The organism is Ruegeria marina (assembly GCF_900101475.1).
Lineage (GTDB): Bacteria > Pseudomonadota > Alphaproteobacteria > Rhodobacterales > Rhodobacteraceae > Ruegeria_B > Ruegeria_B marina.
The window spans coordinates 68,285-93,712 of sequence record NZ_FMZV01000014.1; the positions used below are offsets into that span (position 1 = coordinate 68,285).

The 25,428-nt window shown below is 63.4% G+C and carries 22 protein-coding genes; 7 read left to right on the plus strand and 15 right to left on the minus strand.

Annotated elements, in window-relative coordinates; translation table 11 throughout:
- Positions 1–18: 18 nt before the first annotated feature.
- Positions 19–870, plus strand: a complete 852-nt coding sequence (locus tag BLT75_RS17505; RefSeq protein ID WP_093034775.1) for a phosphate acyltransferase — start codon at positions 19–21, stop codon at positions 868–870.
- A gap of 7 nt (positions 871–877) precedes the next feature.
- Here BLT75_RS17505 and BLT75_RS17510 read toward each other — a convergent pair whose 3' ends face one another.
- The 3 genes from BLT75_RS17510 to pdxR form a co-directional block, all read right to left on the minus strand.
- Positions 878–2,038 (minus strand): acetate/propionate family kinase, encoded by a 1,161-nt coding sequence (locus BLT75_RS17510; RefSeq protein WP_093034778.1) that lies wholly within the window; start codon positions 2,036–2,038, stop codon positions 878–880.
- 5 nt (positions 2,039–2,043) lie between these two features.
- Positions 2,044–3,822 carry a sulfoacetaldehyde acetyltransferase gene (gene xsc, locus BLT75_RS17515; protein WP_093034781.1) on the minus strand — a complete coding sequence of 593 codons (1,779 nt, stop codon included), beginning with the start codon at positions 3,820–3,822 and terminating at the stop codon, positions 2,044–2,046.
- A 127-nt stretch (positions 3,823–3,949) separates the two neighbouring features.
- Entirely contained in the window at positions 3,950–5,416 is a 1,467-nt protein-coding gene (pdxR, locus tag BLT75_RS17520; RefSeq protein ID WP_093034785.1) for a MocR-like pyridoxine biosynthesis transcription factor PdxR, read from the minus strand.
- Positions 5,417–5,977: 561 nt separating this feature from the next.
- Here pdxR and BLT75_RS17525 point away from each other — a divergent pair.
- Complete coding sequence (locus BLT75_RS17525) at positions 5,978–6,790, plus strand: class I SAM-dependent methyltransferase (RefSeq protein WP_093034788.1); 813 nt, start codon at positions 5,978–5,980, stop codon at positions 6,788–6,790.
- Between the two features lie 313 nt (positions 6,791–7,103).
- Here the strand turns inward: BLT75_RS17525 and BLT75_RS17530 are convergent, their stop codons facing one another.
- Together BLT75_RS17530 and BLT75_RS17535 are read right to left on the minus strand one after the other, a co-directional pair.
- Positions 7,104–7,496 (minus strand): hypothetical protein, encoded by a 393-nt coding sequence (locus BLT75_RS17530; protein ID WP_093034791.1) that lies wholly within the window; start codon positions 7,494–7,496, stop codon positions 7,104–7,106.
- Positions 7,497–7,544: 48 nt separating this feature from the next.
- Complete coding sequence (locus tag BLT75_RS17535) at positions 7,545–8,324, minus strand: DUF1013 domain-containing protein (RefSeq protein ID WP_093034794.1); 780 nt, start codon at positions 8,322–8,324, stop codon at positions 7,545–7,547.
- A 128-nt stretch (positions 8,325–8,452) separates the two neighbouring features.
- Here BLT75_RS17535 and BLT75_RS17540 point away from each other — a divergent pair, with 128 nt between their 5' ends.
- Positions 8,453–9,082 carry a ribonuclease T2 family protein gene (locus tag BLT75_RS17540; RefSeq protein ID WP_093034797.1) on the plus strand — a complete coding sequence of 210 codons (630 nt, stop codon included), beginning with the start codon at positions 8,453–8,455 and terminating at the stop codon, positions 9,080–9,082.
- Positions 9,083–9,088: 6 nt separating this feature from the next.
- Here the strand turns inward: BLT75_RS17540 and BLT75_RS17545 are convergent, their stop codons facing one another.
- Positions 9,089–9,577, minus strand: a complete 489-nt coding sequence (locus tag BLT75_RS17545; RefSeq protein WP_093034956.1) for a hypothetical protein — start codon at positions 9,575–9,577, stop codon at positions 9,089–9,091.
- A gap of 208 nt (positions 9,578–9,785) precedes the next feature.
- Between BLT75_RS17545 and BLT75_RS17550 the strand changes: the two genes are divergently transcribed.
- The gene (locus BLT75_RS17550) at positions 9,786–10,115 is read left to right on the plus strand and encodes a hypothetical protein (RefSeq protein WP_093034800.1); all 330 of its coding nucleotides are present in this window, start codon (positions 9,786–9,788) and stop codon (positions 10,113–10,115) included.
- Between the two features lie 57 nt (positions 10,116–10,172).
- Here the strand turns inward: BLT75_RS17550 and BLT75_RS17555 are convergent, their stop codons facing one another.
- From BLT75_RS17555 to BLT75_RS17565, 3 genes are all read right to left on the minus strand, one after another.
- On the minus strand, positions 10,173–10,679 hold the full coding sequence (locus BLT75_RS17555) for a potassium channel family protein (RefSeq protein ID WP_093034959.1): 507 nt from the start codon (positions 10,677–10,679) through the stop codon (positions 10,173–10,175).
- Positions 10,680–10,737: 58 nt separating this feature from the next.
- A complete protein-coding gene (gene trhO / locus BLT75_RS17560) occupies positions 10,738–11,652 on the minus strand; it encodes an oxygen-dependent tRNA uridine(34) hydroxylase TrhO (RefSeq protein WP_093034803.1) in 915 nt (304 codons plus the stop codon).
- A gap of 107 nt (positions 11,653–11,759) precedes the next feature.
- A complete protein-coding gene (locus BLT75_RS17565) occupies positions 11,760–13,052 on the minus strand; it encodes an NAD(P)/FAD-dependent oxidoreductase (RefSeq protein ID WP_093034962.1) in 1,293 nt (430 codons plus the stop codon).
- Positions 13,053–13,160: 108 nt separating this feature from the next.
- On the opposite strand from BLT75_RS17565, the gene pncA reads away from it, so the two are divergent.
- The 3 genes from pncA to pncB all read left to right on the plus strand — a co-directional run bounded on the left by pncA (position 13,161) and on the right by pncB (position 17,447).
- Positions 13,161–13,757 carry a bifunctional nicotinamidase/pyrazinamidase gene (pncA, locus tag BLT75_RS17570; RefSeq protein ID WP_093034806.1) on the plus strand — a complete coding sequence of 199 codons (597 nt, stop codon included), beginning with the start codon at positions 13,161–13,163 and terminating at the stop codon, positions 13,755–13,757.
- Between the two features lie 71 nt (positions 13,758–13,828).
- On the plus strand, positions 13,829–16,063 hold the full coding sequence (locus BLT75_RS17575) for an ATP-binding protein (protein ID WP_093034809.1): 2,235 nt from the start codon (positions 13,829–13,831) through the stop codon (positions 16,061–16,063).
- A 94-nt stretch (positions 16,064–16,157) separates the two neighbouring features.
- Entirely contained in the window at positions 16,158–17,447 is a 1,290-nt protein-coding gene (pncB, locus tag BLT75_RS17580) for a nicotinate phosphoribosyltransferase (protein ID WP_093034965.1), read from the plus strand.
- A gap of 12 nt (positions 17,448–17,459) precedes the next feature.
- Here pncB and BLT75_RS17585 read toward each other — a convergent pair whose 3' ends face one another.
- From BLT75_RS17585 to BLT75_RS17610, 6 genes are all read right to left on the minus strand, one after another.
- Positions 17,460–18,359, minus strand: coding sequence for a DMT family transporter (locus BLT75_RS17585; RefSeq protein WP_093034812.1), 900 nt, complete (start codon positions 18,357–18,359; stop codon positions 17,460–17,462).
- A gap of 2 nt (positions 18,360–18,361) precedes the next feature.
- Complete coding sequence (locus BLT75_RS17590; protein ID WP_093034968.1) at positions 18,362–19,813, minus strand: aldehyde dehydrogenase family protein; 1,452 nt, start codon at positions 19,811–19,813, stop codon at positions 18,362–18,364.
- 461 nt (positions 19,814–20,274) lie between these two features.
- Complete coding sequence (locus tag BLT75_RS17595; RefSeq protein ID WP_093034814.1) at positions 20,275–21,876, minus strand: ABC transporter ATP-binding protein; 1,602 nt, start codon at positions 21,874–21,876, stop codon at positions 20,275–20,277.
- Complete coding sequence (locus BLT75_RS17600; RefSeq protein WP_093034817.1) at positions 21,873–22,688, minus strand: ABC transporter permease; 816 nt, start codon at positions 22,686–22,688, stop codon at positions 21,873–21,875. Before BLT75_RS17600 ends, BLT75_RS17595 begins: the two co-directional genes overlap by 4 nt.
- On the minus strand, positions 22,685–23,632 hold the full coding sequence (locus BLT75_RS17605) for an ABC transporter permease (protein ID WP_093034819.1): 948 nt from the start codon (positions 23,630–23,632) through the stop codon (positions 22,685–22,687). The genes BLT75_RS17600 and BLT75_RS17605 overlap by 4 nt, the downstream gene beginning before the upstream one ends.
- Before the next feature lie 106 nt (positions 23,633–23,738).
- Positions 23,739–25,226, minus strand: coding sequence for an ABC transporter substrate-binding protein (locus BLT75_RS17610; RefSeq protein ID WP_093034822.1), 1,488 nt, complete (start codon positions 25,224–25,226; stop codon positions 23,739–23,741).
- Positions 25,227–25,428 lie beyond the last annotated feature (202 nt).

The window sequence follows — 25,428 nt, forward strand, 5'->3', positions numbered from 1 at the left end:
ATTGGACTGGAGGGGAAGATGACGGCACTGGACCGCGCGCTGGAAACAGCCCGGACCCGCGAGGCGCGGGTGGTGTTTCCGGAAATGGACGATCCGCGCGTGGCCGCGGCCACGGCGGAACTGGCCCGGCAGGGCCTGTGCACGCCTGTGGGATTGGGCACTCCGTCCCAGTCCCATGTCGCGGCGCTGGTCGAGGCACGCGGCGTGAAGGAGGCGGTGGCGCGGCGGATGCTGGGCAAGCCGCTGTACCTGGCCGCCGCGATGGTGGCCTGCGGCGAGGCCGAGGCGATGGTGGCGGGTGCCGACAGCCCCACCAAACGGGTGATCGAGGCGGCATCCATCGCGATCGGGCTGGCCGAGGGGGTTTCGGTGCCCTCGTCCTTCTTTCTGATGCAGTTCCCGGACGGGCGCGAACTGATCTTTGCCGATTGCGCGGTGAACGTGGCCCCGGATGCCGGGGCGCTGGCGGCGATTGCGCGCGCCTCGGCGGTCACGGCGCAGGCGCTCCTGGGATCGGCGCGGGTGGCGCTGCTGTCATTCTCGACCGGCACCTCGGGTGCGGGAGACAGTGTCGAGCGGGTGCGGGCAGCGGCAGAGGCGACCGGGTTCCTCGGGCCGGTGCAGGCGGATGCGGCGCTGAACCCCGCCATCGCCGCAAGGAAGGGGCTGGGCGCGGGCGATGCCAACGTGCTGGTGTTTCCCGATCTCGATGCCGGCAACATCGCGTACAAGCTGTGCCAGGAACTGGCCGGGGCGCAGGCGCTGGGGCCGATCCTGCAAGGGTTCCGCAAACCGGTCTGCGACCTGAGCCGGGGGGCCACGGTCGAAGATATCGTGGCGGCGACTTCGGTGACGCTGGCGCTGGGATAGTCCGGGGTCATTCGGCCTCCAGCTGGGTCCGGGCATCGCGGGCGATCATCCGCTCTTCTTCCGCGGGGACGATCCAGATCGCGACGCGGGAGTTGTCGGTGTGCAGACGCGGCTTGCCCGCGTGGTTGGCGTCAGGGTCCATGCGGGCGCCCAGCCATTCGAGGCCGCGCAGGATGCGGGCGCGCACGCCGATGGCGTTTTCGCCGATGCCGCCGGTAAAGGCGATGGCGTCGAGCCCCTCCATCGCGGCGATCAGGCTGCCGGCGTGGCGCAGCGTCCAGTAACAGAAATGCTCGATGGCAAAGTCGCTGTCGGCGGTGTGGTCCAGCATCAGGCGGCGCATGTCGGACTTGCCGCCCGACAGCCCCAAGAGCCCGCTTTCGTGGTTCAGGATCGCCTTGGTGCGCTCCAGCCCGTGATCTTCGACCAGCCTTAGGACGGCGTTGGCGTCGATGCCGCCCGAACGAGTGCCCATTGTCAGCCCGTCGAGCGGGGAATAGCCCATGGTGGTGGCGATCGAATGCCCATTGCGGATGGCGCAAAGCGAGGCGCCGTTGCCGAGGTGGAAGGCAAGAAGGCGGGCGGGCAGCGGCTCTCCCGAAATCTCGGGCAGGCGGCGCACCAGCGAGGCATAGCTGAGACCGTGGAACCCGTAGCGGCGGATGCCCTTGGTCTCGATCATCCGGGGGATCGCATAGCGGGTCGCGACCTCGGGGTTGGTGGAGTGGAACGAGGTGTCAAAACTGGCGAATTGCGGCAGGTCCGGCGCCAGTTCGGCCAGCGTGTCGATGGCGGCGAGATTGTGCGGGTTGTGCAAGGGGGCGAGTGGCGAGCAGGCGGCGATCTCGGCCCGGACCTCGGGCGTGATGCGCACGGGCGCGGTCAGCTTGCGGCCGCCATGCACGACGCGATGGGCGGCGGCGCGCAGATCCGAGACCTGCACGCCTGCGGTTTCAAGCGCCTTGAGCACGGCAGAAAGGGCGGCGCGGTGGTCGATCAGCGGCAATTCGGTCTTTTGCGTGCCGACCTGCAGGAAAGACACGCCGCCGATGCCGGCGGCGATACCGGACAGGCGTTCCGCGAGGTCGGGACCGAAAACCGCGAACTTGATCGACGAAGACCCGGCGTTGAGGACGAGAATCATGTCTTTGGCGCCGGGTTCGCCCATGTCGATCAGACCTGCTGCTCGCGCATGTCGGCCTTGTCGATGCCGGCCACGCGGACGGGTTTCTTCATTGCGTCGCGGCGGAAAGGCTCGCCGAGTTCTTGGTTGATCATGGCCTCGATCAGGGTGGTACGCCCATGTTTCATCTGGTCCTCGATGGCTTTGGCCAGTGCGGTGGTCAGTTCGTCCATGGTGCGGGCGACGACGCCTTGCAACCCGCAGGCGCGGGCGATGCCGGCATAGCTGACCTGCTCGTCCAGTTCGGTGCCGACGAAATTGTCATCGAACCAGAGGGTCGAGTTGCGCTTTTCCGCGCCCCACTGGTAGTTGCGGAACACCACCTGGGTGATCGCGGGCCATTCGCCGCGGCCGATCGCCGTCAACTCGTTCACCGCGATGCCAAAGGCGCCATCCCCGGCAAAGCCCACGACGGGCACGTCCGGGCAGCCGATCTTGGCGCCGACAATCGACGGCAGGCCATAGCCGCAGGGCCCGAAGAGGCCGGGCGCGAGGTATTTGCGGCCTTCCTCGAACGAGGGATAGGCATTGCCGATGGCGCAGTTGTTGCCGATGTCGGAGGAGATGATCGCCTCTTTCGGCAGCGCGCTCTGGATGGCGCGCCATGCCATGCGCGGGCTCATCCACTCGGGCTTGGCGGCGCGGGCGCGTTGGTTCCAGGTGGTGCCCGGATCGTCATCCTCGTGGGTCATCTCGGTCAGTTGCTGCGCCCAGCGCGACTTGGTTTCGGCGATCCTGGCCTTGCGGGCGGCGCGGCCTTCGTCGCCGGCACTGTCCGAGAGTTGGTTCAGGATACCGGTCGCCACCTTGGCGGCGTCGCCCACGATACCCACGGTGACCCGCTTGGTCAGGCCGATACGGTCGGGGTTGATATCCACCTGGATGATCCTGGCCTCGGTCGGCCAGTATTCCATGCCATAGCCCGGCAGGGTCGAGAACGGGTTCAGACGGGTTCCGAGGCAGAGCACGACATCAGCGTCCTTGATCAGTTCCATCGCGGCCTTGGAGCCATTGTAGCCGAGTGGCCCGGCAAACAGCGGGTGCGAGCCGGGGAAGGCGTCGTTGTGCTGGTAGCCCACGCAGACCGGCGCATCGAGCCGTTCGGCCAGCGCCTTGGAGGCCGCGATGCCGCCGCGCGACAGAACCACGCCGGCGCCATTCAGAATCACCGGGTTCTTTGCATTCGACAGCAGGTCGGCCGCCTGCGCTACGGCCTGTTCACCGCCCGAGGGGCGTTCGAATTCGACGATCGCGGGCAGTTCAATGTCGATCACCTGGGTCCACATGTCGCGCGGGATATTGATCTGGGCCGGGGCGCTGGCGCGCCTGGCGTTCATGATCACGCGGTTCAGAACCTCGGCCACGCGGCTGGGGTCGCGCACCTCTTCCTGGTAGGCGACCATGTCCTCGAACAGTTTCATCTGCTCGACTTCCTGGAAACCGCCTTGGCCGATGGTCTTGTTGGCGGCCTGCGGAGTGACCAGCAAAAGCGGGGTGTGGTTCCAGTAGGCGGTTTTCACGGCGGTCACAAAATTGGTGATGCCGGGGCCGTTCTGGGCGATCATCATCGACATCTTGCCGGTGGCGCGGGTGTAGCCATCGGCCATGAACCCGCCCGAGCCTTCATGCGCACAATCCCAGAAGGTTATGCCGGCGGCCGGGAAGATGTCCGAGATCGGCATCATGGCCGAGCCGATGATGCCGAAGGCATGCTGGATGCCATGCATCTGAAGGGTTTTGACGAAAGCTTCCTCGGTCGTCATTTTCATGAGAACGCACTCCATGCGATTGATCACTGGCCAGCGCCATTCCGGACGCAGGCGAATTGGAGTCAGGTTTAGGCGCAAGGGGAAGGCCAGCGTTAGGGCCAGAAAGGAAACCCACTTAGCGCCAGTTTCAGTCGGCGTGCCGCTCGATTGCGCGGGCGATGCGTTCGATGCCCGGCGCAATGCGATCCGTCGGGATCGAGGAATAGCCAAGGCGGTAGTAATTGGTCGGCCGGTCGCTGCCGGAGAAGAAGGTGGTGCCCGGTTCGATATGCACGCTTTCGCTGCGCAGGGACATGGCCAGCGCGCCGCAATCGACGCCCGTCGGCGCTTTCATCCACAGGGAGGAACCGCCATAGGCGCCGCGCCCGGCGATGGTCAGGCCGTGTCGGGCGATGGCGCGCTCGATTTCCTGACGCCGTTGCAGCAGGACCGAGGACATGCGGCGGATCTGGGCGTCGTAGTGACCCAGCGACAGGAAATAGGCGGCGGTGCGCTGGATATGGCCGGGCGGGTGGCGCAGCACCAACGAGCGCAGGGCACGCGCCTCGCGTATGAACGGCTCGGACCCGACCATGTAGCCGAGCCGCAGACCGGGAAACAGCGATTTGGAGAAACTGCCCACGTAGATCACCCGCCCGTCCTGGTCGAAGGATTTGAGCGCCGGAGAGGGCGCACCCAGAAAGGCCAGTTCGAATTCGTAATCGTCCTCCACGATGGTGGCGTCGATCTCGCGCGCGCGTTCCAGCAGGGCGTGGCGGCGCGCAATCGGCATAGTCGCGGTGGTCGGGCTCTGGTGGCTGGGGGTGGTGAAGATCACGTCCGTGTCGTCGGGAATAGCCTCGGGCGGCAGACCATCGAGATCGACCCGGAGCGGCACCAGGCTACAGCGCGACTGGATCAGCAATTCCCGCAGGGCGTAGTAGCACGGGTCCTCGATCGCTGCCTTGCGCCGACGGTTCAGCAGCACCCGCGCCGCCAGCCAGAGAGCGTTCTGGGCGCCAAGCGTGATCAGGATTTCCTCGGGCCGGGCCGAGATGCCGCGCCGGGGCAGCGTGTGCCGTGCGATGAATTCGATCAGCAGCGGATCGTCCTGGTCGACGTAATCGGCGGTGAGCGAGGCGAAATCCTTTTGCCCCAGCGCGCGCACGGCGCAGAGCCGCCAGTTGGCGTGATCGAACAGGGTGGGATCAGCCTGGCCGTAGATGAAAGGGTAGCGATAGCTGCGCCAGTCCGCCGGTTTCTGCAACGTGTCGCCGCCGGTGAACTTGCGCGCGATGGCGCGGGACCAGTCCACCGTTTCCTGATCGCGCTGGGCCGGCGTGTAGCTGGGCGGGATGGGGGCGTTTTCCGACACGAAATAACCCGAGCGTCCGCGGGACGTCAGGTAATCGTTGGCGAGAAGCTCGGTATAGGCGAGGGTCACCGTTATCCGGCTTACGCCCAGATGAGCAGCCAGGCGTCGCGACGAGGGGAGTTTCTCGCCCACGTGAAAACGCCCCGACAGGATGCCTTCGGCGATCATCTGCTGGATACGCGCCTGCAACGTGCCCTGCACGCCCTGTTTCAGAAAGAAGGTTTCGACCGGGATGCCCATCAGACCATTCTATGTTGGACTTATGAGGGCTACAATCTGGACTTACCGGATGGAAACAAGATCTTTGCCGCTCTGGCAATAGAGGTGTGGTTCAACTGGACTGAGCGGTGTTTTTCGGACCCTGCGAGGGATCAGGCCAATCACGTGCCCGGCCTTCCGATAGCCTGGGGTCCGGGGCCGTCCTCGGGACAGCCCCGGCGGGATAGGGTCAATGGAACTGGTCGACCCGGCGCTGCATGTCGATGCAATGCTGAAACGCACGAACGAGGTTGTCGATGATGCGGGCGGTTTTGGGGGACGGGATAATCATGGGAAACTCCGTTGTTTGAACTTACGCTAAAGTGAGTCGCGACATAGGTCTGTGAACTGTTTCATGCGTTATGGCGCCGACCTCGTGTCAGCCACCGCAAGTGGCCCCCGGGAGGTTGGCGGACAGGCGGGAGCAGTCGCAACCGGCAGAACCGAGCATCCGTGACATCACGGGGGCATAGAGTCCGCTTCGGAGATTCGAGACATTCGTGGTAAGCTGACTGCATTGCCGTTGAAATCAGAGCGACCGACATGTCGGACGATGCAGCGAAGTTCACGGGAGATATTCCCACTCATTATGACGCCGGCCTTGGCCCCGTTCTGTTTTCCGACTTCGGGGACAGGTTGTGTGCCGCCGCTTGCGAGGGCACGGCAACAAGGGCAATCGAACTGGCGGCCGGAACCGGGATCGTCAGCCGCAAATTGCGCGATACCCTGCCTCGCGAAGCGTTGCTGCTCGTAACCGATCTCAACGCCCCGATGCTGGAGGTTGCCCGGCGCAAGTTCTCTGACTCGGAGAACGTGGAAATCGCCTTGGCCGATGCAATGGACCTGGATTACGAGGATGCCGCGTTCGACCTGATGGTCTGCCAGTTCGGGGTGATGTTCTTTCCCGACAAGCCCGCCTCGTTTCGCGAGGCCGCGCGGGTGCTCAGGCCGGGCGGACGCTATGTGTTCAACGTCCTCAGCGCCATGCAGGAAAACCCGTATTCGCAAATTGCATACGCCATACCCGCGCAGTTCTTTTCCGGAGAACCGCCCGGATTCTACAAGGTTCCGTTTCACTATGGAGACCCCGACGTGGTTCACAAGGATCTGGCAGCGGCCGGTTGGCAGGACGTGACGCATGAGACCATCCGGTTGCGCAAGAAGATCATGGACCCGGAGGCATTTGCCCGGGGTCTCGTGTACGGCAATCCGGTGATTGACGAATTGCGGACCCTGGGCGGTGTTGACCCGGAAATCGTCGCAGAGGCAGTGCTTAGAGCCCTTGAAGTCACGTTCGGGCCGACCGACATGACAATGCCGCTGGAAGCGACGATCTTTTCCTGCACTGTCACCTGATGTCCCGGCAAGACGGACTCCGCCCAAACGTCGGCTCAGTCCGGACGTAAGCCAGTCGCACTCCGCGCGAAAAGCGACGGCTCTGGCACATGCCTCACAAAGCATCCTGTTCGCGGTGCTGCTGGCGCTGGGAGCACTTGGGGGGGCCCCTGTCGGAGGTCATGTCCTTCTGGCAGAGCGCGCGTGCTGGCACTGTCCCGCAGCGGTGCGCTGGCGGATTCGCTGCGCAGATACAAGCGTTCGGGCTGCTGTGGATGCGGCACCCGGAAACCGCAGACCCCGGTGTGGTGGGTTCCGGATGCTCTGCGCCCGTTTACTGCCCCGCGCAATGATGCGGCAGTTTCAGCCGGTAGCGCGCCTCGCGGCTGGTCACATAGACCCGTTTCTCGACACAAGCGGTGGTGGTGATCGAGGTGGCAATCGGCCCGTCGGTGGTGGTGATCGAGATGGCATGCCCGTCAGGCAGCCGCAACGAGACTACGGCGCCCTTGTTCAAGTCACCGTTGATGGCAACCGCCGACAACACATCGAGGGTCAGGAAAGCTTCGTGCTCGTGCTCCTCCTCGCCTTTGCCGAAGAAGAACAACATGAGCAGGATTGCCACGATCAGAGCCGCCGCCGCCAGAACGGCGCCACGGGTCTGGAAGAAGGCATAGACTGAAACCGCGCGGTGCGGTCCGATCAGTTTGGAAAGGACTTCAAGCATGGGCTCGTACAGGCAGGAACCCCGGCCATCTGGCCGGGGCATGTCGGATCAATAGCGCGGATCGTCGTCGTCTTCGTCTTCGTCGTGATCTCCGCCCTTGGGCAGGTTGAAGAAACTGTCGGCATCCACGATCGGCCCGTTGTCGTCTTCGTCGTCATCGCTGGTGTCGATCGGCTCGGAGAGCGAGAAGTTCTCCAGCCCTTCGATGGCGGTCGGGATGCGCGGAGAGGTTTCCATGCCCAGCGACTGTTCGGTCGAAACCAGCTTGCGGCGCTCGTCATCGCTCATCACGCCACCTTCGGCGGCTTTCTTGGCAGCGGCCTTTTGTACCACCGAGTCCAGTTCGGACTGGCGGCAAAGACCCAGAGCCACCGGGTCGATGGGCTGCATGTTGGAAATGTTCCAGTGGGTGCGCTCGCGGATCGACTGGATCGTCGGCTTGGTGGTGCCGACCAGCTTGGCGATCTGCCCGTCGCTGAGTTCGGGGTGGAACTTGACAAGCCACAGGATCGCGTTCGGACGGTCCTGCCGTTTCGACAGCGGGGTGTAGCGCGGGCCACGACGCTTTTCCTCGCCTGCGGCGGCGGGGTTGAACTTGAGCTTGAGCTTGTGCAGCGGATTGTTCTGCGCCTTGTCGATTTCTTCCTGCGTCAGCTGGTTGTTGGCGATCGGGTCGAAGCCCTTGACGCCGACAGCCACGTCGCCATCGGCGATGCCCTGGATCTCCAACTCGTGCATGCCGACGAAATCGGCGATCTGCTTGAAGCTGATCGTCGTGTTGTCAACCAGCCAGACGGCGGTCGCCTTGGCCATCAAAGGTTTTGCCATGGCTTGTCTCCTTGCGAATACATCTCTCCCGTCGCCGGAATTCGGCTGCCCCAGTGTCTGGAGCGTGTTTCCGTTGTCGGGGAACTCGGGGAGTATATAGTCGGGCCAGGCAGATAAGGAAAGAGCGAATGCGCTGGCTGGTCTTTTGGGTACTGAGCGCGGTTTCCGTGCTGGCCGACGGCGAGAAGCCGGGCCGGTTCGACTATTACGTCCTTTCGCTGAGCTGGTCGCCGAACTGGTGCGAGACCACCGGCGATGCGCGGGGCGAGGACCAGTGCAACCCGCGCCATGACCATGGCTGGATATTGCATGGGCTATGGCCGCAGTACCAGTATGGCTGGCCATCCTACTGCAGTACCTCCGAGGCGCCGCCGACCCGGCGCATGACCGCCAAAATGGCAGATATCCAAGGCAGTTCGGGCCTCGCCTGGCACCAGTGGAAGAAACACGGCACCTGTTCGGGGCTGAGTGCGCAGGGCTATTTCGACTTGTCGCGCGAAGCCTATGACAGCGTGGTGCGGCCAGAGGTGTTCCGCCAACTGGACCGCACCGTCCAGCTACCGGCACGGGTTGTCGAAGAGGCGTTTCTCCTGGCAAATCCGGCGCTTGAACGCGACATGCTGACAGTGACCTGCAAGGGACGCTACATCGCCGAGGTTCGAATCTGCCTCTCGAACAGCCTGAAGCCCGTCCCCTGCGGCCGCGACGTGGTGCGGGATTGCCGGACCGAGGATGCCCTGCTGCACGCGATTCGCTGAGTTCCGTCAGCCCTGTTCCTTCTGGCATTCCCGCGCATATTCCAGCGCCTTGGCAGTCCCTTTCAGGTCGATGGCCATGACCTGCCGGCCATCGGCGCCATAGACGGTCATGGCATTGCGCTGGGCAATCGCATGCACGAATTCGCGGTCCGTGAAGAACACGGTCGCGCCACGGATTTTGTCCTGTTTGGCCCCGATCGCGGTGGCTTCGAACTTTTCGCCGTCGAGATCGAAGGTTACGGGATAGCTCTTGCCGTCCTCGATCTCGCCCCAGGCCTGATTGTAGACGGTAAAGTAACCGCGATTGCCCAGCTCGTCATATCCCAGACGGACAACCGAAAGATCCTGATACACGGTCTGGATCAGGCAGCCGTTGCCAAGGGCGGGGTCGACCATCAGATTCCAGCCATGCACGAAACCCTTGTCGATCAAGTCCTGTGACCATGCGGCAGTCGCTGTTGTGGCAGCAAGAACAAGGGCGATCAGGCGGGTCATCGGGAGTTCTCCGGGATTGGTTCGATTGCTTGAAACCTTGGTAGCGGCAAAGCCCGCGAAGCCAAAGGTAAAGTTTCGGACCGCCAACATCCGGTCCCTGCCGGCGAAACGCGAGGCCATGGTTTGAAATCGCGGTTTCCGGCAGAGGACTTGAAACAGATCCGAAAATGTTCTACTTTTGTTCCAAATCGGAACGGAGGTGCTGCCCATGCTCAACGCCCCCAATATGCAATGGTCTGACGGACCCGCCAACGATTACCATCTGTTGCCCGTAACCGAGAAACAGATGCGGTATGCCCGCGCGATAGCCGAACGTTCGGCACTGGAAATTCCGGTCGAGGCCCAGCGCGACCGCCGGGTTCTCTCCGCCTGGGTTTCCGCGCATCGTCCGGCCGCCCAATCCCGGTTCGACCGCTACCCTTCGGGCAAGCAGGTCGCCTATGCCGAGCGCATTGCACGCGCCAAGCATCGCAGGGTGCCGCCGGAGTGTTTTCACGACAAGTCTGCCATGTCTGCGTGGATCGACAGGAACCGCTGAAGGGAAACGGATTGCCGGGTGGCCACAGGCACCCAGCACCTTGGTTTCCGAGGCACGTCAGGTTTTCGAATGACGCTCGTACGAGGCCACCGCCACTGCCGCCGAGACGAAGAGACCGAGCAGGATGTATCCGGTGACCGCCTCGGCCACGGCCAATCCACGGCACATGCCCACGGGCTGCAGATCGCCGTACCCGACCGTGGTGAAGGTGACATAGGAAAAGTACAGAAACTCCGATGATCGGTCGGCACCCAGAACGCAGCTGTCGGAGTACCCGAACGAGGAATAGACCGCTGCATAGAGAAACGGGACGGACTGGATGAAGGAAATGCCCATCAGGACGACCTGATGCTTCGGCTGGCCGATCCTTACTACATAGGTCCAGAGCTGCATCAGCAACCAGCCGGCCAGCAGAACCGTCGAGATGACGCCCAGGGTGCCCCCGGCAATTCCTTCGCCGACACGGGACAGAATGGCAAATGCCAGGCTGGAGACGATCACCATGCCGCCCGCCGCGATCAGCGTTCCACGCCATTCGCGAGTCAGGGATATCGGTTTGACCATGTCCAGCTCCTCCTGTGCCTGGCGCGATCTTCTCTCGCCGGACACAAGGGCGCAAGCCTTACCCGGCGCAATGGCCGCCGAGGTGTTCCTCTCCACGGGCGCGGGCCAGAGCAATCTGTTTCTGGCGTTCGCGGAACCGCCTCTTGTCCGCTTCCGAAGTCTCGTCGATGCAAAGATGACAGCTTACGCCGTGTTCGTACTCGGGGCGCTGGCGATCTTGGGGCAGGATCGGGCGGCGGCACCCGTGGCACAGTTCGTGCGGACCCTCGACCAGCCCGTGACCGACCGAGACCCGGTTGTCGAAGACGAAACACTCGCCCTGCCAGGTACTGTCATCGGCCGGCATCTCCTCGAGATAACGCAGGATGCCGCCCTTGAGGTGATAGACCTGCTCGACGCCCTGTCCCAACAGGTAGTTGGTGGATTTCTCGCAGCGGATCCCGCCAGTGCAGAACATCGCCACGCGCTTGTTGTGGAACCGGTCCTTGTTGGCCTCCCACCAGGCGGGGAACTCGCGGAAACTGTCGGTCTTGGGGTCGATGGCGCCTTCGAACGTGCCGATCGCCACCTCATAGTCGTTGCGGGTGTCGATCACCACGACATCTTCCGACCGGATCAGGTCATTCCAGTCCTTCGGTTCCACGTAATGACCGACCCCGGCCAGAGGATCGACATCCGGCTGGCCCATGGTGACGATCTCTTTCTTCAGCCGCACCTTCATCTTGCCAAAGGGCGGATGGTCGCTCTGCGCTTCCTTCCATTCCAGATCGGCACAGCCCGGCAGGCTGCGGATACGAGCCAGCACCGCGTCGATTCCGGCACGGGGGCCGGCGATGGTGCCGTTGATGCCTTCCCGTGCCAACAACAGCGTACCCTTGACGTCCTGCGCCCGACACAGGGCCAGCAAGGCCGGTTGCAAGGCGGCGGGATCGGGGAAACGGGTGAAATGATAGAGGGCGACGATCGTGTACATGCCCCGCCCTTAGAGCGATGCGCCCGCCAATTCAAGAGGCGGTTTCATACGCCATTTCCAATAAAACAAGGGTTTTTCCTGCATGTTTCAGAGGTAGTCCGCCAACATCAGAGACCAAGCGCATCAAGCAACCGGTATTTCGCGACCGTCGCGGCAACCCCCAGGCGCCGAAGGCCATGAAACGGGATCGGACGCGGATCGGTAACCGGAAAATCCAACCCGACCTCGGGCGTACCGCTGGCCCAATCCGCCATCACCCGCCCCATGGCGGTCGCCATCGCCACGCCACGCCCGTTGTAGCCGAGCCCGGCCATGATGCCCTTGCCCAGCCTGTCGAGATGCGGAAAGTGATCTGTTGTGACCGCGACGAACCCACCCCAGGCATGGGTCCATCGCACACCATCCAGTTGCGGGTAGAGCTTTGCGCTGACCTGCCGCAGCGCCTTCATCCGGGTGCGCGTGGCGGCAGCGCCATAGGCGCCGCGTCCGCCCATGATGAAGCGCCCCGCCGCGTCCCGTCGGTAGTAGAGCAACAGCCGCCGGGTGTCCGAGAGGGCATGTTCGCCCGGCAGGATTCCGGCCAGCACCTCTGGCGGCAGGGGTTCCGTGGCTACCTGCACCGACCGGACCGGAACCACCGTTCGGGCCAGGCCCGGCGCGAATGCGTCCGTGTAGGCATTGGTGCAGATCAGCACCCGTCGCGCCCGCAGGGAACCGCCGGTTGTGGTGAGGATATGCGTCGACCCATCCGCTTCGATCCGCAGAACCCTGCTATGCCCGTGGATCGCTGCGCCGGCGCGGACCGCTGCCGCAGCCAGGCCCAGCGCATAGTTCAGCGGGTGCAGGTTGCCGCCGCGATGGTCGATCAACCCGCCGCGATAGGCAGCGCTCCCCGACAGATCGGCGATTCCGGCAGCGTCCAGCGGCTCAACCGCGGCGCCAAGCCTTTGCCATTGCGCGGCTTTGTGATGCAGGTCGCGCAGACCGGCGGCGTCATGCGCGCCGCGCAGCCAGCCGACCGGGCGTGCATCGCAGTCGATTCCGTACCGTGCGACAAGGTCGAAGACCAGTTGCCCGGCCGTTCCCGAAAGCCGCAACATCCGCCCGCCCATGTCGGCTCCGAACCGCGTGGTGATCTCCTCGGGGTCGGGGTGAAGGCCGGGATTGACCTGACCGCCGTTGCGCCCCGAGGCACCCCAGCCGGGCGTTTCCGCCTCGAGCACAACACAGGCAATCCCGCGTTCCGCGAGGTGCAAGGCCGCCGAAAGCCCGGTGAACCCACCACCGATTATGGCGACCTCGGTTTCAAGGCTACCGGTCAGCGGCGGATGGGGCGCGGACATGTTTGCCGTAGCTGTCCACAAGCTGTTGGCGATCACGGGCGGTTCATTGGCGATCATGGCGTCCTCCGTCGCTGCCACGGTTCGGTCAACTCGCCGTTCCGGTCAAGCGCATTGACGCACGCGGACTGGCTGCTTACCCATGTTTCAGCCAGGAAGGAGAACGGTATGACCCAGGCCCTAATCGTGATCGACGTCCAGAACGATTTCTGCCCTGGCGGAGCGCTGGCCGTGCCCGACGGCGACGTGATCGTGCCCTTGATCAACGAGATGATGGGCGATTTCGATTCCGTCATCCTGACGCAGGACTGGCATCCGGCGGGCCATCTGTCCTTTGCCTCGTCGCATCCCGGCAAGGCGGCTTTCGACCTGGTCGATATGCCTTATGGTCCACAGGTGCTGTGGCCCGACCACTGCGTTCAGGGCACCCGTGGGGCGGCGTTTCATCCCGACCTGCGGACCGATGCCGACCTGATCATCCGCAAGGGGTTCCGAAGGGGAATCGACAGTTACTCGGGCTTTTTCGAAAACGACCGGACAACGCCGACCGGGTTGGAAGGATACCTGCGCAACCGTGGCATCGACCGGCTGACCCTGGTTGGCCTCGCAACCGATTTCTGCGTGCATTACTCGGCGGTCGACGCCGCGCGGTTGGGCTTTGCCGTCGAAGTCCGGATGTCCGCCTGCCGCGCCATCGACCTTGACGGCTCGTTGGAAGCCGCGACCGGGGCGATGATATCCGCAGGTGTGATCCTGGCCGGATAGTTGCCTTTTGTTAAGAGGTTGCGCGCTAGAACCTTGGGACCAAAGTCAATGTTTTTCCCCGGGGTTCGCCGATGCAAAAAGCCGGGTCGTCTGCGGCCGACCAACTGGCGGAGTTCGAGCGGAGATACAGCCGCCGCGGCCTGCTTGTCCGTTATGCTCGGGGGCGGGTGAAGAATTTCGGCAATCGCCAGATCATGACGTTTTCGGGCGGGTTTGCCCTGGCGCTGACCGAAGGACCGGTGACAGGTGGGGCGGCTGTTCTGATCGCCCTGTTCGGCGAACTGGTCGATTGCCTGTTCCTGTCGCGTCTGCCCCGTTTGCTGGAATCCGGTTTCGGAATTCGAAAATTGCTGGTGATCAGCACGGTTACGGCCGCGGTGCAGGCGCTGACGATCGTGGCTTGCGTATTAATGGCCTGGTTCGGCGACCAAAGCGGATTGTCCCCGCTGTTTACCATCGCGTTTCTTGCAGGTGCGTCAATCAACGCCGGCCTGGTGCTTCCATTCCACCGCTCCGCCGGAACGGTCCGGTTGATCGCCTATGCTCTGGCGACCGCATTCATTTTTTTCTTCGATGCCCTGAATGCCCCGAGGATCGACTCCGTCCATTTCCTGAATGCCGGCGGCACTGCGATGCTTGGTTTCATGGTGGCCCTGTTCCTGAGTTTTGTGAACAGGGGATTCGAGACGCATCGGAAGACCACGCTTCGCCTTATCGAGCAGGGTCAAGACCTGATGCGCCATCAGAAAGAGGCGCAACAACTGTCCTTGGTCGCAAGAAATGCCAATGACAGCGTGATCATGTCAGATGCGAATGGTCGGATTGTCTGGACCAACGAAGCGTTCAGCAGGATCACCGGATACTCGGCTGCCGAAGCACGGGGGCGGCTTCCCGCAGAGTTGCTGAACGGGCCTGAAACCGATCTTGCCACTTCGAACGCCATCACAGCCGCGCTTATGTCGGGAAAACCCTTTCGCGGAGAGATCCAGAACCTGACAAAAGACGGCCAACCGATCTGGATGGACGTCAACATGGTGCCGATCGTGGATTCAGACGGCAATATCGAGATGACGGTGGCCGTCGAACGCGACATAACATCCGGGAAGATCCACGAACAGGAACTGGCGGCCGCTCGCGAGGCGGCAGAAGAAGGGGCCCGGGTCAAAGCCGATTTTCTGGCCACGATGAGCCATGAAATCCGTACGCCGATGAATGGAGTTGTCGGCATGGCCGACCTGCTGTCCGAAACCCGGCTGAACACCGAACAGAAAGAATATGTCGATACCATCAAGAATTCGGCAGCGGCCCTGCTTGCCATCATCAACGACGTGCTCGACCTGTCACGTCTGGATGCCAACAAAATGACGGTTCATCCCGTCGACTTCGATCTTTTCGCCTGCATTTCGGAAACGGTGCGGCTGATCCGGCCACAGGCGCAACACAAGGGATTGAAGCTGACCTTGAAGACATTGAGCGAGGTTCCCGATCTCGTGAACGCCGACAATGGACGGTTGCGCCAGGTGCTGATCAACCTTCTCGGGAACGCGGTGAAGTTCACGGAAACCGGGGGGGTCGATCTGCGCCTGTCCGTGGAAGACACGGATCTTGGCCATATTGCCACGATCGAGGTCGAAGATACCGGCATAGGAATTCCGGCAGAAAAGCTTGAGCATGTGTTCGAACGCTTTTCACAGGCCGAGGCGGACACCACCCGGGCCTATGGAGGCACCGGCCTTGGATTGGCGATTTCGCGCGAGCTGGTCGGGTTGATGGGGGGGCGGCTCACCGTCGAGTCCACTCTGGGCCGCGGGTCGTGCTTTACCCTGCGATTGCCGCTTGGGCTGCCGGACCGTACAGGCGGCTCCGGCAGCAGGCCCGTCATTGCGCCACGACACCGCGCCCTGCTCCAGGGGCGGGTGGTGCTGGTGGCAGACGACAACAGGATCAACAGGCTGCTGATCGCCAAGTTCCTGGCAGACTTGCCTGTACGGCTCGAATTCGCGTGCAATGGCCAGGAGGCGGTGGACATGGCAGTACGTCTCGCCCCTGACATCGTCTTCATGGACATGTCGATGCCGCAAATGAGCGGGGTCGAGGCGACCCGGCTCATTCGCGGGAACAACGGGGCGCATCCGCCTATCGTGGCCTTGACGGCAAATGCCTATGACAGCGATCGCAAGACCTGTCTTGATGCCGGGATGAACGACTTTCTCAGCAAACCCATCGGCAGGTCCGAACTGGTTTCGTGCCTGCTGGCTCACCTCAATGGTCCCGCATCGGCCACCGAAGAACACCGGTCCGCTTGAAACGGATCACGCCTGTCTGGCCGGCCAAGCGCCGAATTGCCATACCTGCGCTGCTGGCGTATCCATGTCTGACCAGATTTACGAGGCCGGCTCAGTGGACATTGCAACCCGTGTGTACAATCACAAATGGAAGATCGACCCCATCGTGCGGTCGTTGATCGACACTGATTTCTACAAGCTGCTGATGTGCCAGTCAGTGTTCCGGAACAAGCCCGACACGGAAGTCACCTTTTCGCTTATAAACCGGACCACACGCATACCGCTGGCGAAGCTGATCGACGAGAGCGAATTGCGGGAGCAGCTGGATCACATCCGCTCGCTTCGCCTGAGCAGGGGGGAAAGCACCTGGCTGCGCGGCAACATGTTCTATGGCAAGCGCCAGATGTTCCGGTCCGATTTCATGGAATGGTTCGAGGGGCTACAACTTCCACCCTATCATCTGGAGCGCCGGGGCGACCAGTACGAACTGACCTTCGAAGGCAAGTGGCACGAGGTCATGCTGTGGGAAATCCCGGCGCTGGCGGTGCTTATGGAATTGCGTTCGCGCGCAGTGCTGCACGACATGCGACGATTCGAATTGCAGGTCCTCTATGCCCGCGCCATGACCCGCGTCTGGGAAAAGATCGAACGCCTGCGCCAGATCAATGCGCTGACGATCGCCGATTTCGGAACCCGGCGGCGGCATTCCTTTCTGTGGCAGGACTGGTGCGTGCAGGCGATGATCGAGGGGCTGGGACAGAGTTTCACCGGCACTTCGAATTGCCTGATCGCCATGCGGCGCGAAGTCGAGGCGATCGGCACGAATGCGCATGAACTGCCGATGGTCTATTGCGCCCTGGCCGAGGATGACGCCGCCCTGGCCCGCGCGCCCTATGACGTGCTCAGCGATTGGCACGAGGAGCACGACGGCAACCTGCGCATCATCCTGCCCGACACTTACGGAACCGCCGGTTTTCTGGAACGGGCGCCGGACTGGCTGGCCGGTTGGACAGGAATACGCATCGACAGCGGCGACCCGGCAACGGGCGCCGAAACAGCGATCCGCTGGTGGCGAGCGCGCGGCGAGGACCCGACACAGAAGCGCATCATCTTTTCCGACGGCCTGGACGTGGACAAGATCGTCGAGCTGCATCGGCAGTTTTCGGGCCGCGCCAAGGTTTCGTTCGGCTGGGGCACACTCTTGACCAACGATTTCCGCGGTCTCGTGCCCGATGACGGGCTGGCGCCGTTCTCGCTGGTCTGCAAGGCGGTTTCGGCCAACGGCAACCCCACGGTGAAGCTGAGCGACAACCCCGAAAAGGCGATGGGACCGGCCGATGAGGTCGAGCGTTACAAGCGGGTGTTCGGCGTGGGCAAGCAGGAGCGGCAGGAGGTTGTGGTCTGAGACGGCTCCAGATCAGGAACGCCGGGACATCCGGCGTTCGCGCCAGATGACCAGCAAACCGCCCGCGACGATGAAAAGTGCCCCGGGAAACAGGTCGGCCCAGGGCGCCTCGTCGAACGCGATCCAGCCCGCGACAAAGGCGAAGGGGATGCCGAAATAGCTGAACGGGGCCAGGTTGCTCTGTTCGGTCATGCGGTACGAGACCACCAGGCACAGAACGGCTGTGCCGCCAAAGGCGCCCATGGCCGCCACCCAGGCGAGATCGCGGAAATCCGCGATGGGTGTGAACCCGCCCGCATAAAAGGCCAGCGCCAGCGACCCGAAAAGCGCCGAGACAACAGAGTACAAATTGATCACCGGGCTGGGCACCTCAGGGTCCATCAGGCGGGCCGACACTCCGGACAGGGCATAGAGAAAAGCCGCACCCAATGGAGCAAGCGCGTCCAGCGTGAAGGTATCGCTGCCCGGTTTCATCACCATCAGAACGCCGGCAAACCCGAGCAGAACGGCCAGCCAGCGAATCCAGCCTACCCGCTCGCCCAGCAGCGGAACCGCGAGCGCCGTCATGAAGATCGCGTTGGCATAGGTGATGGTGGAGGCGGTGGCAAAGGCCATCACGCCCAGCGAGTAGTAGAACAGGAACTGCGCGAAGGTGACAAAAATCCCGCGCAGAAACCCCAGTTTCCATTGCCGCAAGCGCCAGGGCCTGCCGGCCGCATGCCACGCCCGCGAGGACCACAGCGCAATCAGGCTGGGAAAGATGCCGAAGAAGTTGCGATAGGCCGAAAGCTCGGCGGCGGAATAGCGCGGCGACAGGAGCTTGATGATCAGCCCCATCAGGTCGAACAGCACCAGCGCCAGCAGCGACAGCGCGATCGCCAGTATGACGTTGTCGCCGCTGCGGCCGCTCATCGTCAGCCGTGCCGGGCCGCGACAGTCTTGAGCTGAGAAAAGCCGTAGAGCGCCTCGAATCCTTTTTCGCGGCCGTGACCGGATTTGCCGACCCCGCCAAAGGGCAGCTCGACCCCGCCGCCTGCACCGTAATTGTTGACAAAGACCTGGCCCGCCCGCAGCCGTTTGGCCAGCCGCATCTGGCGTGCGCCATCACGGGTCCAGATGCTGGCGACCAGGCCATAGTCGGTGCCGTTGGCGATTGCGACCGCCTCTTCTTCGGTATCGAACGGGATGAGCACCTGAACAGGGCCAAAGATCTCGTCGCGGGCCAGCGCGTGATCGGGGGGCACGTCGGCAAACAGCGTCGGACGGACATAGGCACCGGCCTCCGGCGCGTGGTCGACGATCCGGCCCTGGGCGGCAATGGTCAGATCCGCGCCCTTGGCCAGGAACCCGGTTACGATCTCCTTTTGCCGGGCCGAGATCAGCGGCCCGACCCTCAGATCCTCGGCCGCCGGACCAACTGTCAGTTCGGCATAGGCGGCGGCCATGCGCGCCTTGACCTGGTCATACACGCCCCGCTGCGCGAGGATGCGGGACGAGGCCGAACAGGTCTGGCCGGCGTTCTGGCAGCCGGCATTGACAAGAAAAGGCAGCGCCGCATCCAGATCGGCGTCGTCGAACACAAGTTGTGGCGACTTGCCTCCCAGTTCCAGCGTCACCGGCACCACGTTGCGCCCCGCCGCCTGCTGCACCAGTGCGCCGGTGGCAACCGATCCGGTGAAGGAGATATGATGCACGCCCGGATGACCGGACAGGGCCGCGCCCGCCTCGGCCCCCAGCCCCGGCACCACGTTCAAGGCCCCGGCAGGCAACCCCGCCTGCATGGCCAGATCGGCAAAGGCCAGCGCGGTCAAACAAGCCTCTTCGGCCGGTTTCAGAACGCAGGCATTGCCCATGGCGAGCGCCGCCCCGACCGAACGGCCGATGATCTGCATCGGATAGTTCCACGGCACGATATGGCCGGTGACGCCATGCGGTTCGCGCAGGGTATAGACGGTGTAGCCGTCAAGATATGGAATCGTCTCGCCCATCACCTTGTCGGCGGCACCTCCATAGAACTCGCAATAGCGCGCCAACGCCACGGCATCGGCACGGGCCTGGGTCAAGGGTTTGCCCACATCCGCCGCCTCGATCACGGCGAGATCCTCGACCCTCTCAAGTACCAGCTGACCCAGCCGGGTCAGCACCCGGCCCCGCTCGGTCGCGGTCATCCGGCCCCAATCGCCGTTCAATGCCGCCTCGGCCGCGGCCACGGCAGCGTCGATATCTTCGGACCCGCCACGGGCGATCCGGCAGATTTCAGACCCGTCAGAAGGGTTGACCAGAACCAGGGTCGCACCGCTTTGGGCCGGTTGCCAGGCGCCTCCGACGAGGCACAGAGAAGGGTCGAACCAGAGAGGCAGCGACATGGTGGTCTCCTTTCCGAAGTCAAATGTGTAACTGTAGCGCTGATGCGGTGTAATTGGAGGGCATCGGCGCAGATTGGCAAGGGCCGGCATCCCGGCAAGGCAGTCGGCCCAGAATCCATCCGCCGCGACCGCGGCATTGGCAACCCCGAAACGCCAGCGCCCGGGATGTCGGGCAAAGACGGATTGTGCCGCCCTGCTGCCAAATCCTTGCCGCCGGAACGCGGGGAAAACGGTGAATTCGGCCAGTTCCCGCAGCCCGCAGCGATGCAGTCGGACCAGCGCAAACCCGACCTTTTGATCCTTTTGGAGAATCCAGTAAGCCACCCTGTCGGCATCGCGCCAATGACGCGCCGCCATTTCTCCGACGGGCAAGGGCACATCCGGGACGACTTCGGCCAGATAGGGGAGCATCGCCGCTATAAGGTCGGTCCGGTCCTCTCTGCCGATCCGGGTCAACACGATCATCGCGCGACCATGGGTCTGCGCCGTGGCAAACGGGGGGCGGCGGCGATCAGCGCCTCGGTATAGGGGTGCTGGGGGTCGGAAAAAACCTGTTCGGTTTCGCCCTGTTCCACGATTCGCCCCGCCTGCATGACCATTACCCGATCGGTGATTGTCCGGACCACGCTCAGGTCGTGACTGATGAACAGGTAGGTCAGGTCATAGGCGGCGCAAAGCTCGGCCAGCAGGTCGAGGATTTGCGCGCGAACCGAGACATCGAGCGCCGAGACCGCCTCGTCGAACAGGATCAGTTGCGGGCGGGTAATCAGCGCGCGGGCGATCGCGATGCGCTGCCGCTGGCCGCCGGAAAACTCGTGAATGTACTTTCCGGCATCGTCGGGCGACAGGCCGACAGCGGTCAGCATCTCGGCGATGCGGTCGCGCCGCTCCGTGCCGGTCGGCGGCTTCTCCAGCAGAAAAAACGGCTCGGTCACCAATCGGTCGACCCGGTGACGGGGATTGAAACTGCCATAGGGGTCCTGAAACACCACTTGCATCCTGCGCCGGACCGCCAGATTGGGCCGGTTGCCGGTATAAACCGGCTGCCCGTCAAGAAGGATATGACCGTCCTGCACCGGCTCCAGCCCGAGAATCGCACGGGTCAAGGTGGACTTGCCGCAGCCGGATTCGCCCACCAGCCCCAGACGTTCGCCCCGGTGCAGCGTGAAACTGACATGATCGACGGCGCGATGCTGCCCCGGCCTGGCAAACAGGCGCGTGCGCGGCAACGGATAGTCGCGGACCACGTTCGCAACCGCCAGTAAAGGTTCCTGACCGAGAGGTTCGGGCAGCGTGACCTGATGTTCCGACGCGGCAAAAAGCATCTTGGTATAGGGATGTTTCATCCCCGCCAGCAGCTGCGGCGTCGGCGCGGCCTCGACCACTTCTCCATGCCTCATGACGGTGATGTGGTCCGCCATGTCCGCAACCACGGCCAGATCATGGGTGATCATCAGCATACCCATGCCGTATTCGTCCACCAGACCCTTGAGCAGGTCGAGGATCTGCGCCTGGGTGGTCACGTCCAGCGCGGTCGTAGGCTCGTCGGCGATCAGCAGTTTCGGGCGCAGCGCAATGGCCATCGCAATGACGACCCGCTGCCGTTGACCGCCGCTGAGTTCGTGCGGATAGCGCGACAGCGGGAAACGGTCGGGCGGCAGCCCGACGCGAGTCAGAACCTCTCGGGCGCGGTCTTCGGCCTGATCCGGCGGCATTGCCTTGTGGATCAGGATCGTTTCCATCACCTGATCCCCGATGGTCTTTACCGGGTTCAGCGCGGTCATCGGTTCCTGGAACACCATGCCGACCGCAGCTCCCCGCAAGGCGCACATGCGGGTTTCGGGCAGGGTCAGGATCTCTTGCCCGTCCAGGCGGATCGAGCCACTGGTCCTTGCGCCATCTGGCAGAAGCTGCATCACCGCCAGCGCCGTCATCGACTTGCCCGACCCGCTTTCGCCGGTGACGGCGACAATTTCGCCCGGCTCGATGATCAGGTTCACACCCTTGAGGATGTCGAAACCGTGGATCGACAATGACAGGTCATCTATGCGCAGCAGGCTCATGTTCGGGCCACCCGAATGCGCGGGTCGAGCAGGTCGCGCAGACCGTCGCCCATCAGGTTCAGCCCCAGTACGGTCAGGATGATCGCAACCCCCGGTATCAGCGCCAGATGCGGGGCAAAGCTGACCATCGTCTGCGCATCCGCCAGCATCCGGCCCCAGCTGGGCGTGGGCGGCTGCGCGCCCAGCCCGACATAGCTCAGCCCCGCCTCGGCCAGGATGCCCAGCGAGAACTGGATGGTGCCCTGCACGATCAGCAGGTTCGCCACATTGGGCAGGATATGTTCGGCCGAGATCCGCGCAGCCCCCTTGCCCGCGACGCGCGCGGCCATGATGAACTCGCGCTCCCACAGGCTCAGCGCTGCGCCACGGGTGATGCGGGCAAAGACCGGGATGTTGAAGATGCCGATGGCGATGATCGCGTTGACCGCGCCGGCTCCGAACACCGCGGTGATCAGGATCGCGATCACCAGCGAGGGAAAGGCAAAGACCAGATCATTGCCGCGCATGATCAGCTCGTCCAGCCAGGACCCCTTGCGCGCGGCGGCGGTCAGGCCCAGCGGTACGCCAAGGCTCATGCCGATACCCACCGCCAGAAGGGCGACCGCGATCGAGGTCCGTGCGCCCACCATGATCATCGAGAACATGTCGCGCCCGAAATGGTCGGTGCCGAACCAGTGCTGCGCGCCTGGCGTTTGCAGCTTGGCGGGAATGTTCAGCGCGGCGTGATCGTAGGGAGTCCAGACAAAGGACAGAAGCGCCGCCAGCACCACCAGCGACGACAGCGCCGCGCCGAGGATCAGGTTGCGGCTCATGTCCGGGACCTCAGGCGCGGATCGACGGCGGCATAGGCCAGATCGACCAGGAAATTGACCATGATCACGGCAAAGACCAGCAGCATCACCACCGATTCCACGACAATCAGATCGCGCGAGGAAATCGACTGGAACACCAGACGCCCCAGACCCGGCAGGTAGAACACCTGCTCGATGATGATGGACCCGGCGAGCAGGAAGGAGAATTGCAGACCGATGATCGTGAGAACCGGGATCAGCGCATTGCGCACCCCATGCCGCCACAGCGCCTGCCGGCGCGTCAGCCCCTTGGCGCGGGCGGTACGCATGAAATCCTCGCCCAGAATATCCAGCAGCGCCGAGCGCATGACCCGCGCGAGAATCGCGGCCTGCGGCAGGGCCAGCGCGACGGCGGGCAGGGTCAACGAATGCAACCCCGCCCAGATGCCCTTGTCCCAGCCAGCGAAACCGCCCGCGTTGAACCAACGCAGATTGATGGCAAAGACCAGCACCAGCATCATCGCAAACCAGAAGTTCGGCACCGCGACTCCCAGCTGCGTCGCGCCCATCACCGCAACGTCACCGGCCTTGCCCCGGCGCGACGCGGCATAGATGCCGGCCGGGAAGGCAATCGCGGTCGACAACGCCAGCGCATAGAGCGCCAGCGGCAGCGAAACCCACATCCGGTCGGCGACCATTTTCGACACCGGAGTGCGATAAGTGTAGGAGACGCCGAAATCGCCCTGCAACATGCCGGCGACCCAAGTGAAATATCGCTCGGTCTTGGAGACGTCGAGACCCAGCTCCGCGCGCAACGCGGCCAGGGTATCCTCTTGCGCATTGACCCCCAGCATGAACGAGGCGGGATCGCCCGGTGCCACCTCGATCACCGCAAAGATGACGAGCGAGGCAACAGCGAGGCTGAGCACAAGCGACAGGGCGCGTTTCAGGCTGTAGCGAAGCATTCCGAGGAGAATCAACCAGTCCAGTAAATGGCCCGCCACCGAGGCGGCGGGCCAGGAAATCGCAGATTTTCTGAGCCATTTTCGGTTCGGGAAAATGGCTACCGGATCACTCGGCCCAGCTGATCGCGGCAAGGTCGGTCGCTGCGGTCGGCGCGTTGGCCCACAGCCCCCGCACTCCGGCCTTGGCCACGCTCAGCGCAGCAAGCTGGAACAGGTAGCCGTTCACGTAATCTTCGGAAATGATGCGCTGAGCCTGTTGCAGCAATTCGGTCCGCTTGTCCGGATCGGTGGTCGAGTTCAGCGTGGTCATCAGCTCCTGGAATGCCGGGTTGTCATACTGGAAATAGTAGTCCGGCCGGGCATAGATGCCGATGTCCATCGGCTCGGTATGGCTGACGATGGTCAGGCCGAAATTCTTGCCCTTGAACACGGTTTCCAGCCATTGCGCCCATTCGACATTGGTGATCTCGGCCTTGATGCCGACCGCGGCCAACTGTGCCGCGATGATCTCGCCGCCACGACGGGCGTAGGATGGCGGCGGCAGGTGCAGGGTGGTTTCGAACCCGTCCGGGAACCCGGCCTCGGCCAGCAGCGCCCTGGCCTTGTCGGGGTCAAAGGCCGAGTTGCCGGTGAGATCGACATAGGCCGGGTTATGCGGCGCGAAATGGCTGCCGATCGGCGTACCATATCCGAACATCGCCCCGTCGATGATCGCCTGCCGGTCGATCGCATGAGCCATCGCCTGACGGACCTTGATGTTGTCAAAGGGCGGCTGCTTGTTGTTGGTGGACAGGATCGTTTCACCCTCGGTCGAACCCACGAGCACCTGGAACCGCGGATCGGCTTCGAACTGCGGCAGGTTCTCGGGCGCGGGGAAGCCGGTGAACACATCCACATCCTCGGCCATCACTGCGGCAAAGGCGGCAGTCGGGTCCGAGATGAACTTGAACGTCGCCTGCGCCAGCGCCGGTTGGTCGCCCCAGTACCCAGGGTTGCGGTTCAGCACGATCTTGTCGCCCTGCACCCATTCGCCCAACGTGTAGGGGCCGGTGCCGACAGGCGCGGTCTTGATGTTCTCGATGCTTTCGGGTGCCACGATCACCGCGTCGCCCCAGGCCATGTTGAACAGGAAATTGCCGTCTGGTTCCTTCAGCGTGACCTTGACCGTCTGCGGATCGACCACGTCCACGCTGTCGATACCTGCAAACAGCGCCTTTTGCGCGTTGGCGCTGTCCTCGGCGCGCGCGCGGTCGAGGCTGAACTTCACATCCTCGGCATCCATCGTGGTGCCGTCGTGGAATGTCACGCCGTCATGCAGATTGAAGGTATAGACAGTGCCGTCGTCCGAAATTTCCCAGCTTTCCGCCAGGGCCGGCACGATCGAGCCGTCACCCATGAACCGGGTCAGGCCCTCGAAAATGTTCACATAGACCACCGAGTCGATGGCCTGCGCGGCAGCACTGGTCGGGTCCAGATGCGGTGGCTCAAGCTGCATCGCGATAGTGATGTCATCCTTTGCCGACGCGGCTCCGGCAAGCAGCAGGGCGCTCAGGGCAAGACCAGATACAAGCCCCTGTTTTCCAATCCATTTCATTTCATCTCTCCCGGTTCGGTTAAGGCGACGCGGTGCAGCGACCGGCCATGGCATGCCTCACTGTTTCGCCAAAGTTCGGGGTAATCAAGGAAATGTTGGCGCAACCCCGCTATCTCGAGGCGAGGGAGGTTCAGCGGCCCGCATGCCGCCCTCATCAATCAGGCAACCAGAACACACGCCATGCACCTGTAACCCCTCCGGT

Excerpts from the sequence above, each read along its gene's own strand:
- BLT75_RS17565 (WP_093034962.1), bottom strand. The coding sequence starts at position 13,052 with ATGATCGCCAATGAACCGCCCGTGATCGCCAACAGCTTGTGGACAGCT.
- BLT75_RS17510 (WP_093034778.1), bottom strand. The coding sequence starts at position 2,038 with ATGGGCGAACCCGGCGCCAAAGACATGATTCTCGTCCTCAACGCCGGG.
- BLT75_RS17505 (WP_093034775.1), top strand. The coding sequence starts at position 19 with ATGACGGCACTGGACCGCGCGCTGGAAACAGCCCGGACCCGCGAGGCG.
- BLT75_RS17610 (WP_093034822.1), bottom strand. The coding sequence starts at position 25,226 with ATGAAATGGATTGGAAAACAGGGGCTTGTATCTGGTCTTGCCCTGAGC.
- BLT75_RS17530 (WP_093034791.1), bottom strand. The coding sequence starts at position 7,496 with ATGCTTGAAGTCCTTTCCAAACTGATCGGACCGCACCGCGCGGTTTCA.
- BLT75_RS17595 (WP_093034814.1), bottom strand. The coding sequence starts at position 21,876 with ATGAGCCTGCTGCGCATAGATGACCTGTCATTGTCGATCCACGGTTTC.
- BLT75_RS17550 (WP_093034800.1), top strand. The coding sequence starts at position 9,786 with ATGCTCAACGCCCCCAATATGCAATGGTCTGACGGACCCGCCAACGAT.
- pncA (WP_093034806.1), top strand. The coding sequence starts at position 13,161 with ATGACCCAGGCCCTAATCGTGATCGACGTCCAGAACGATTTCTGCCCT.
- BLT75_RS17575 (WP_093034809.1), top strand. The coding sequence starts at position 13,829 with ATGCAAAAAGCCGGGTCGTCTGCGGCCGACCAACTGGCGGAGTTCGAG.
- BLT75_RS17605 (WP_093034819.1), bottom strand. The coding sequence starts at position 23,632 with ATGCTTCGCTACAGCCTGAAACGCGCCCTGTCGCTTGTGCTCAGCCTC.
- BLT75_RS17585 (WP_093034812.1), bottom strand. The coding sequence starts at position 18,359 with ATGAGCGGCCGCAGCGGCGACAACGTCATACTGGCGATCGCGCTGTCG.
- xsc (WP_093034781.1), bottom strand. The coding sequence starts at position 3,822 with ATGAAAATGACGACCGAGGAAGCTTTCGTCAAAACCCTTCAGATGCAT.
- BLT75_RS17545 (WP_093034956.1), bottom strand. The coding sequence starts at position 9,577 with ATGACCCGCCTGATCGCCCTTGTTCTTGCTGCCACAACAGCGACTGCC.
- BLT75_RS17535 (WP_093034794.1), bottom strand. The coding sequence starts at position 8,324 with ATGGCAAAACCTTTGATGGCCAAGGCGACCGCCGTCTGGCTGGTTGAC.
- pdxR (WP_093034785.1), bottom strand. The coding sequence starts at position 5,416 with ATGGGCATCCCGGTCGAAACCTTCTTTCTGAAACAGGGCGTGCAGGGC.
- BLT75_RS17540 (WP_093034797.1), top strand. The coding sequence starts at position 8,453 with ATGCGCTGGCTGGTCTTTTGGGTACTGAGCGCGGTTTCCGTGCTGGCC.
- trhO (WP_093034803.1), bottom strand. The coding sequence starts at position 11,652 with ATGTACACGATCGTCGCCCTCTATCATTTCACCCGTTTCCCCGATCCC.
- BLT75_RS17590 (WP_093034968.1), bottom strand. The coding sequence starts at position 19,813 with ATGTCGCTGCCTCTCTGGTTCGACCCTTCTCTGTGCCTCGTCGGAGGC.
- BLT75_RS17600 (WP_093034817.1), bottom strand. The coding sequence starts at position 22,688 with ATGAGCCGCAACCTGATCCTCGGCGCGGCGCTGTCGTCGCTGGTGGTG.
- BLT75_RS17525 (WP_093034788.1), top strand. The coding sequence starts at position 5,978 with ATGTCGGACGATGCAGCGAAGTTCACGGGAGATATTCCCACTCATTAT.
- BLT75_RS17555 (WP_093034959.1), bottom strand. The coding sequence starts at position 10,679 with ATGGTCAAACCGATATCCCTGACTCGCGAATGGCGTGGAACGCTGATC.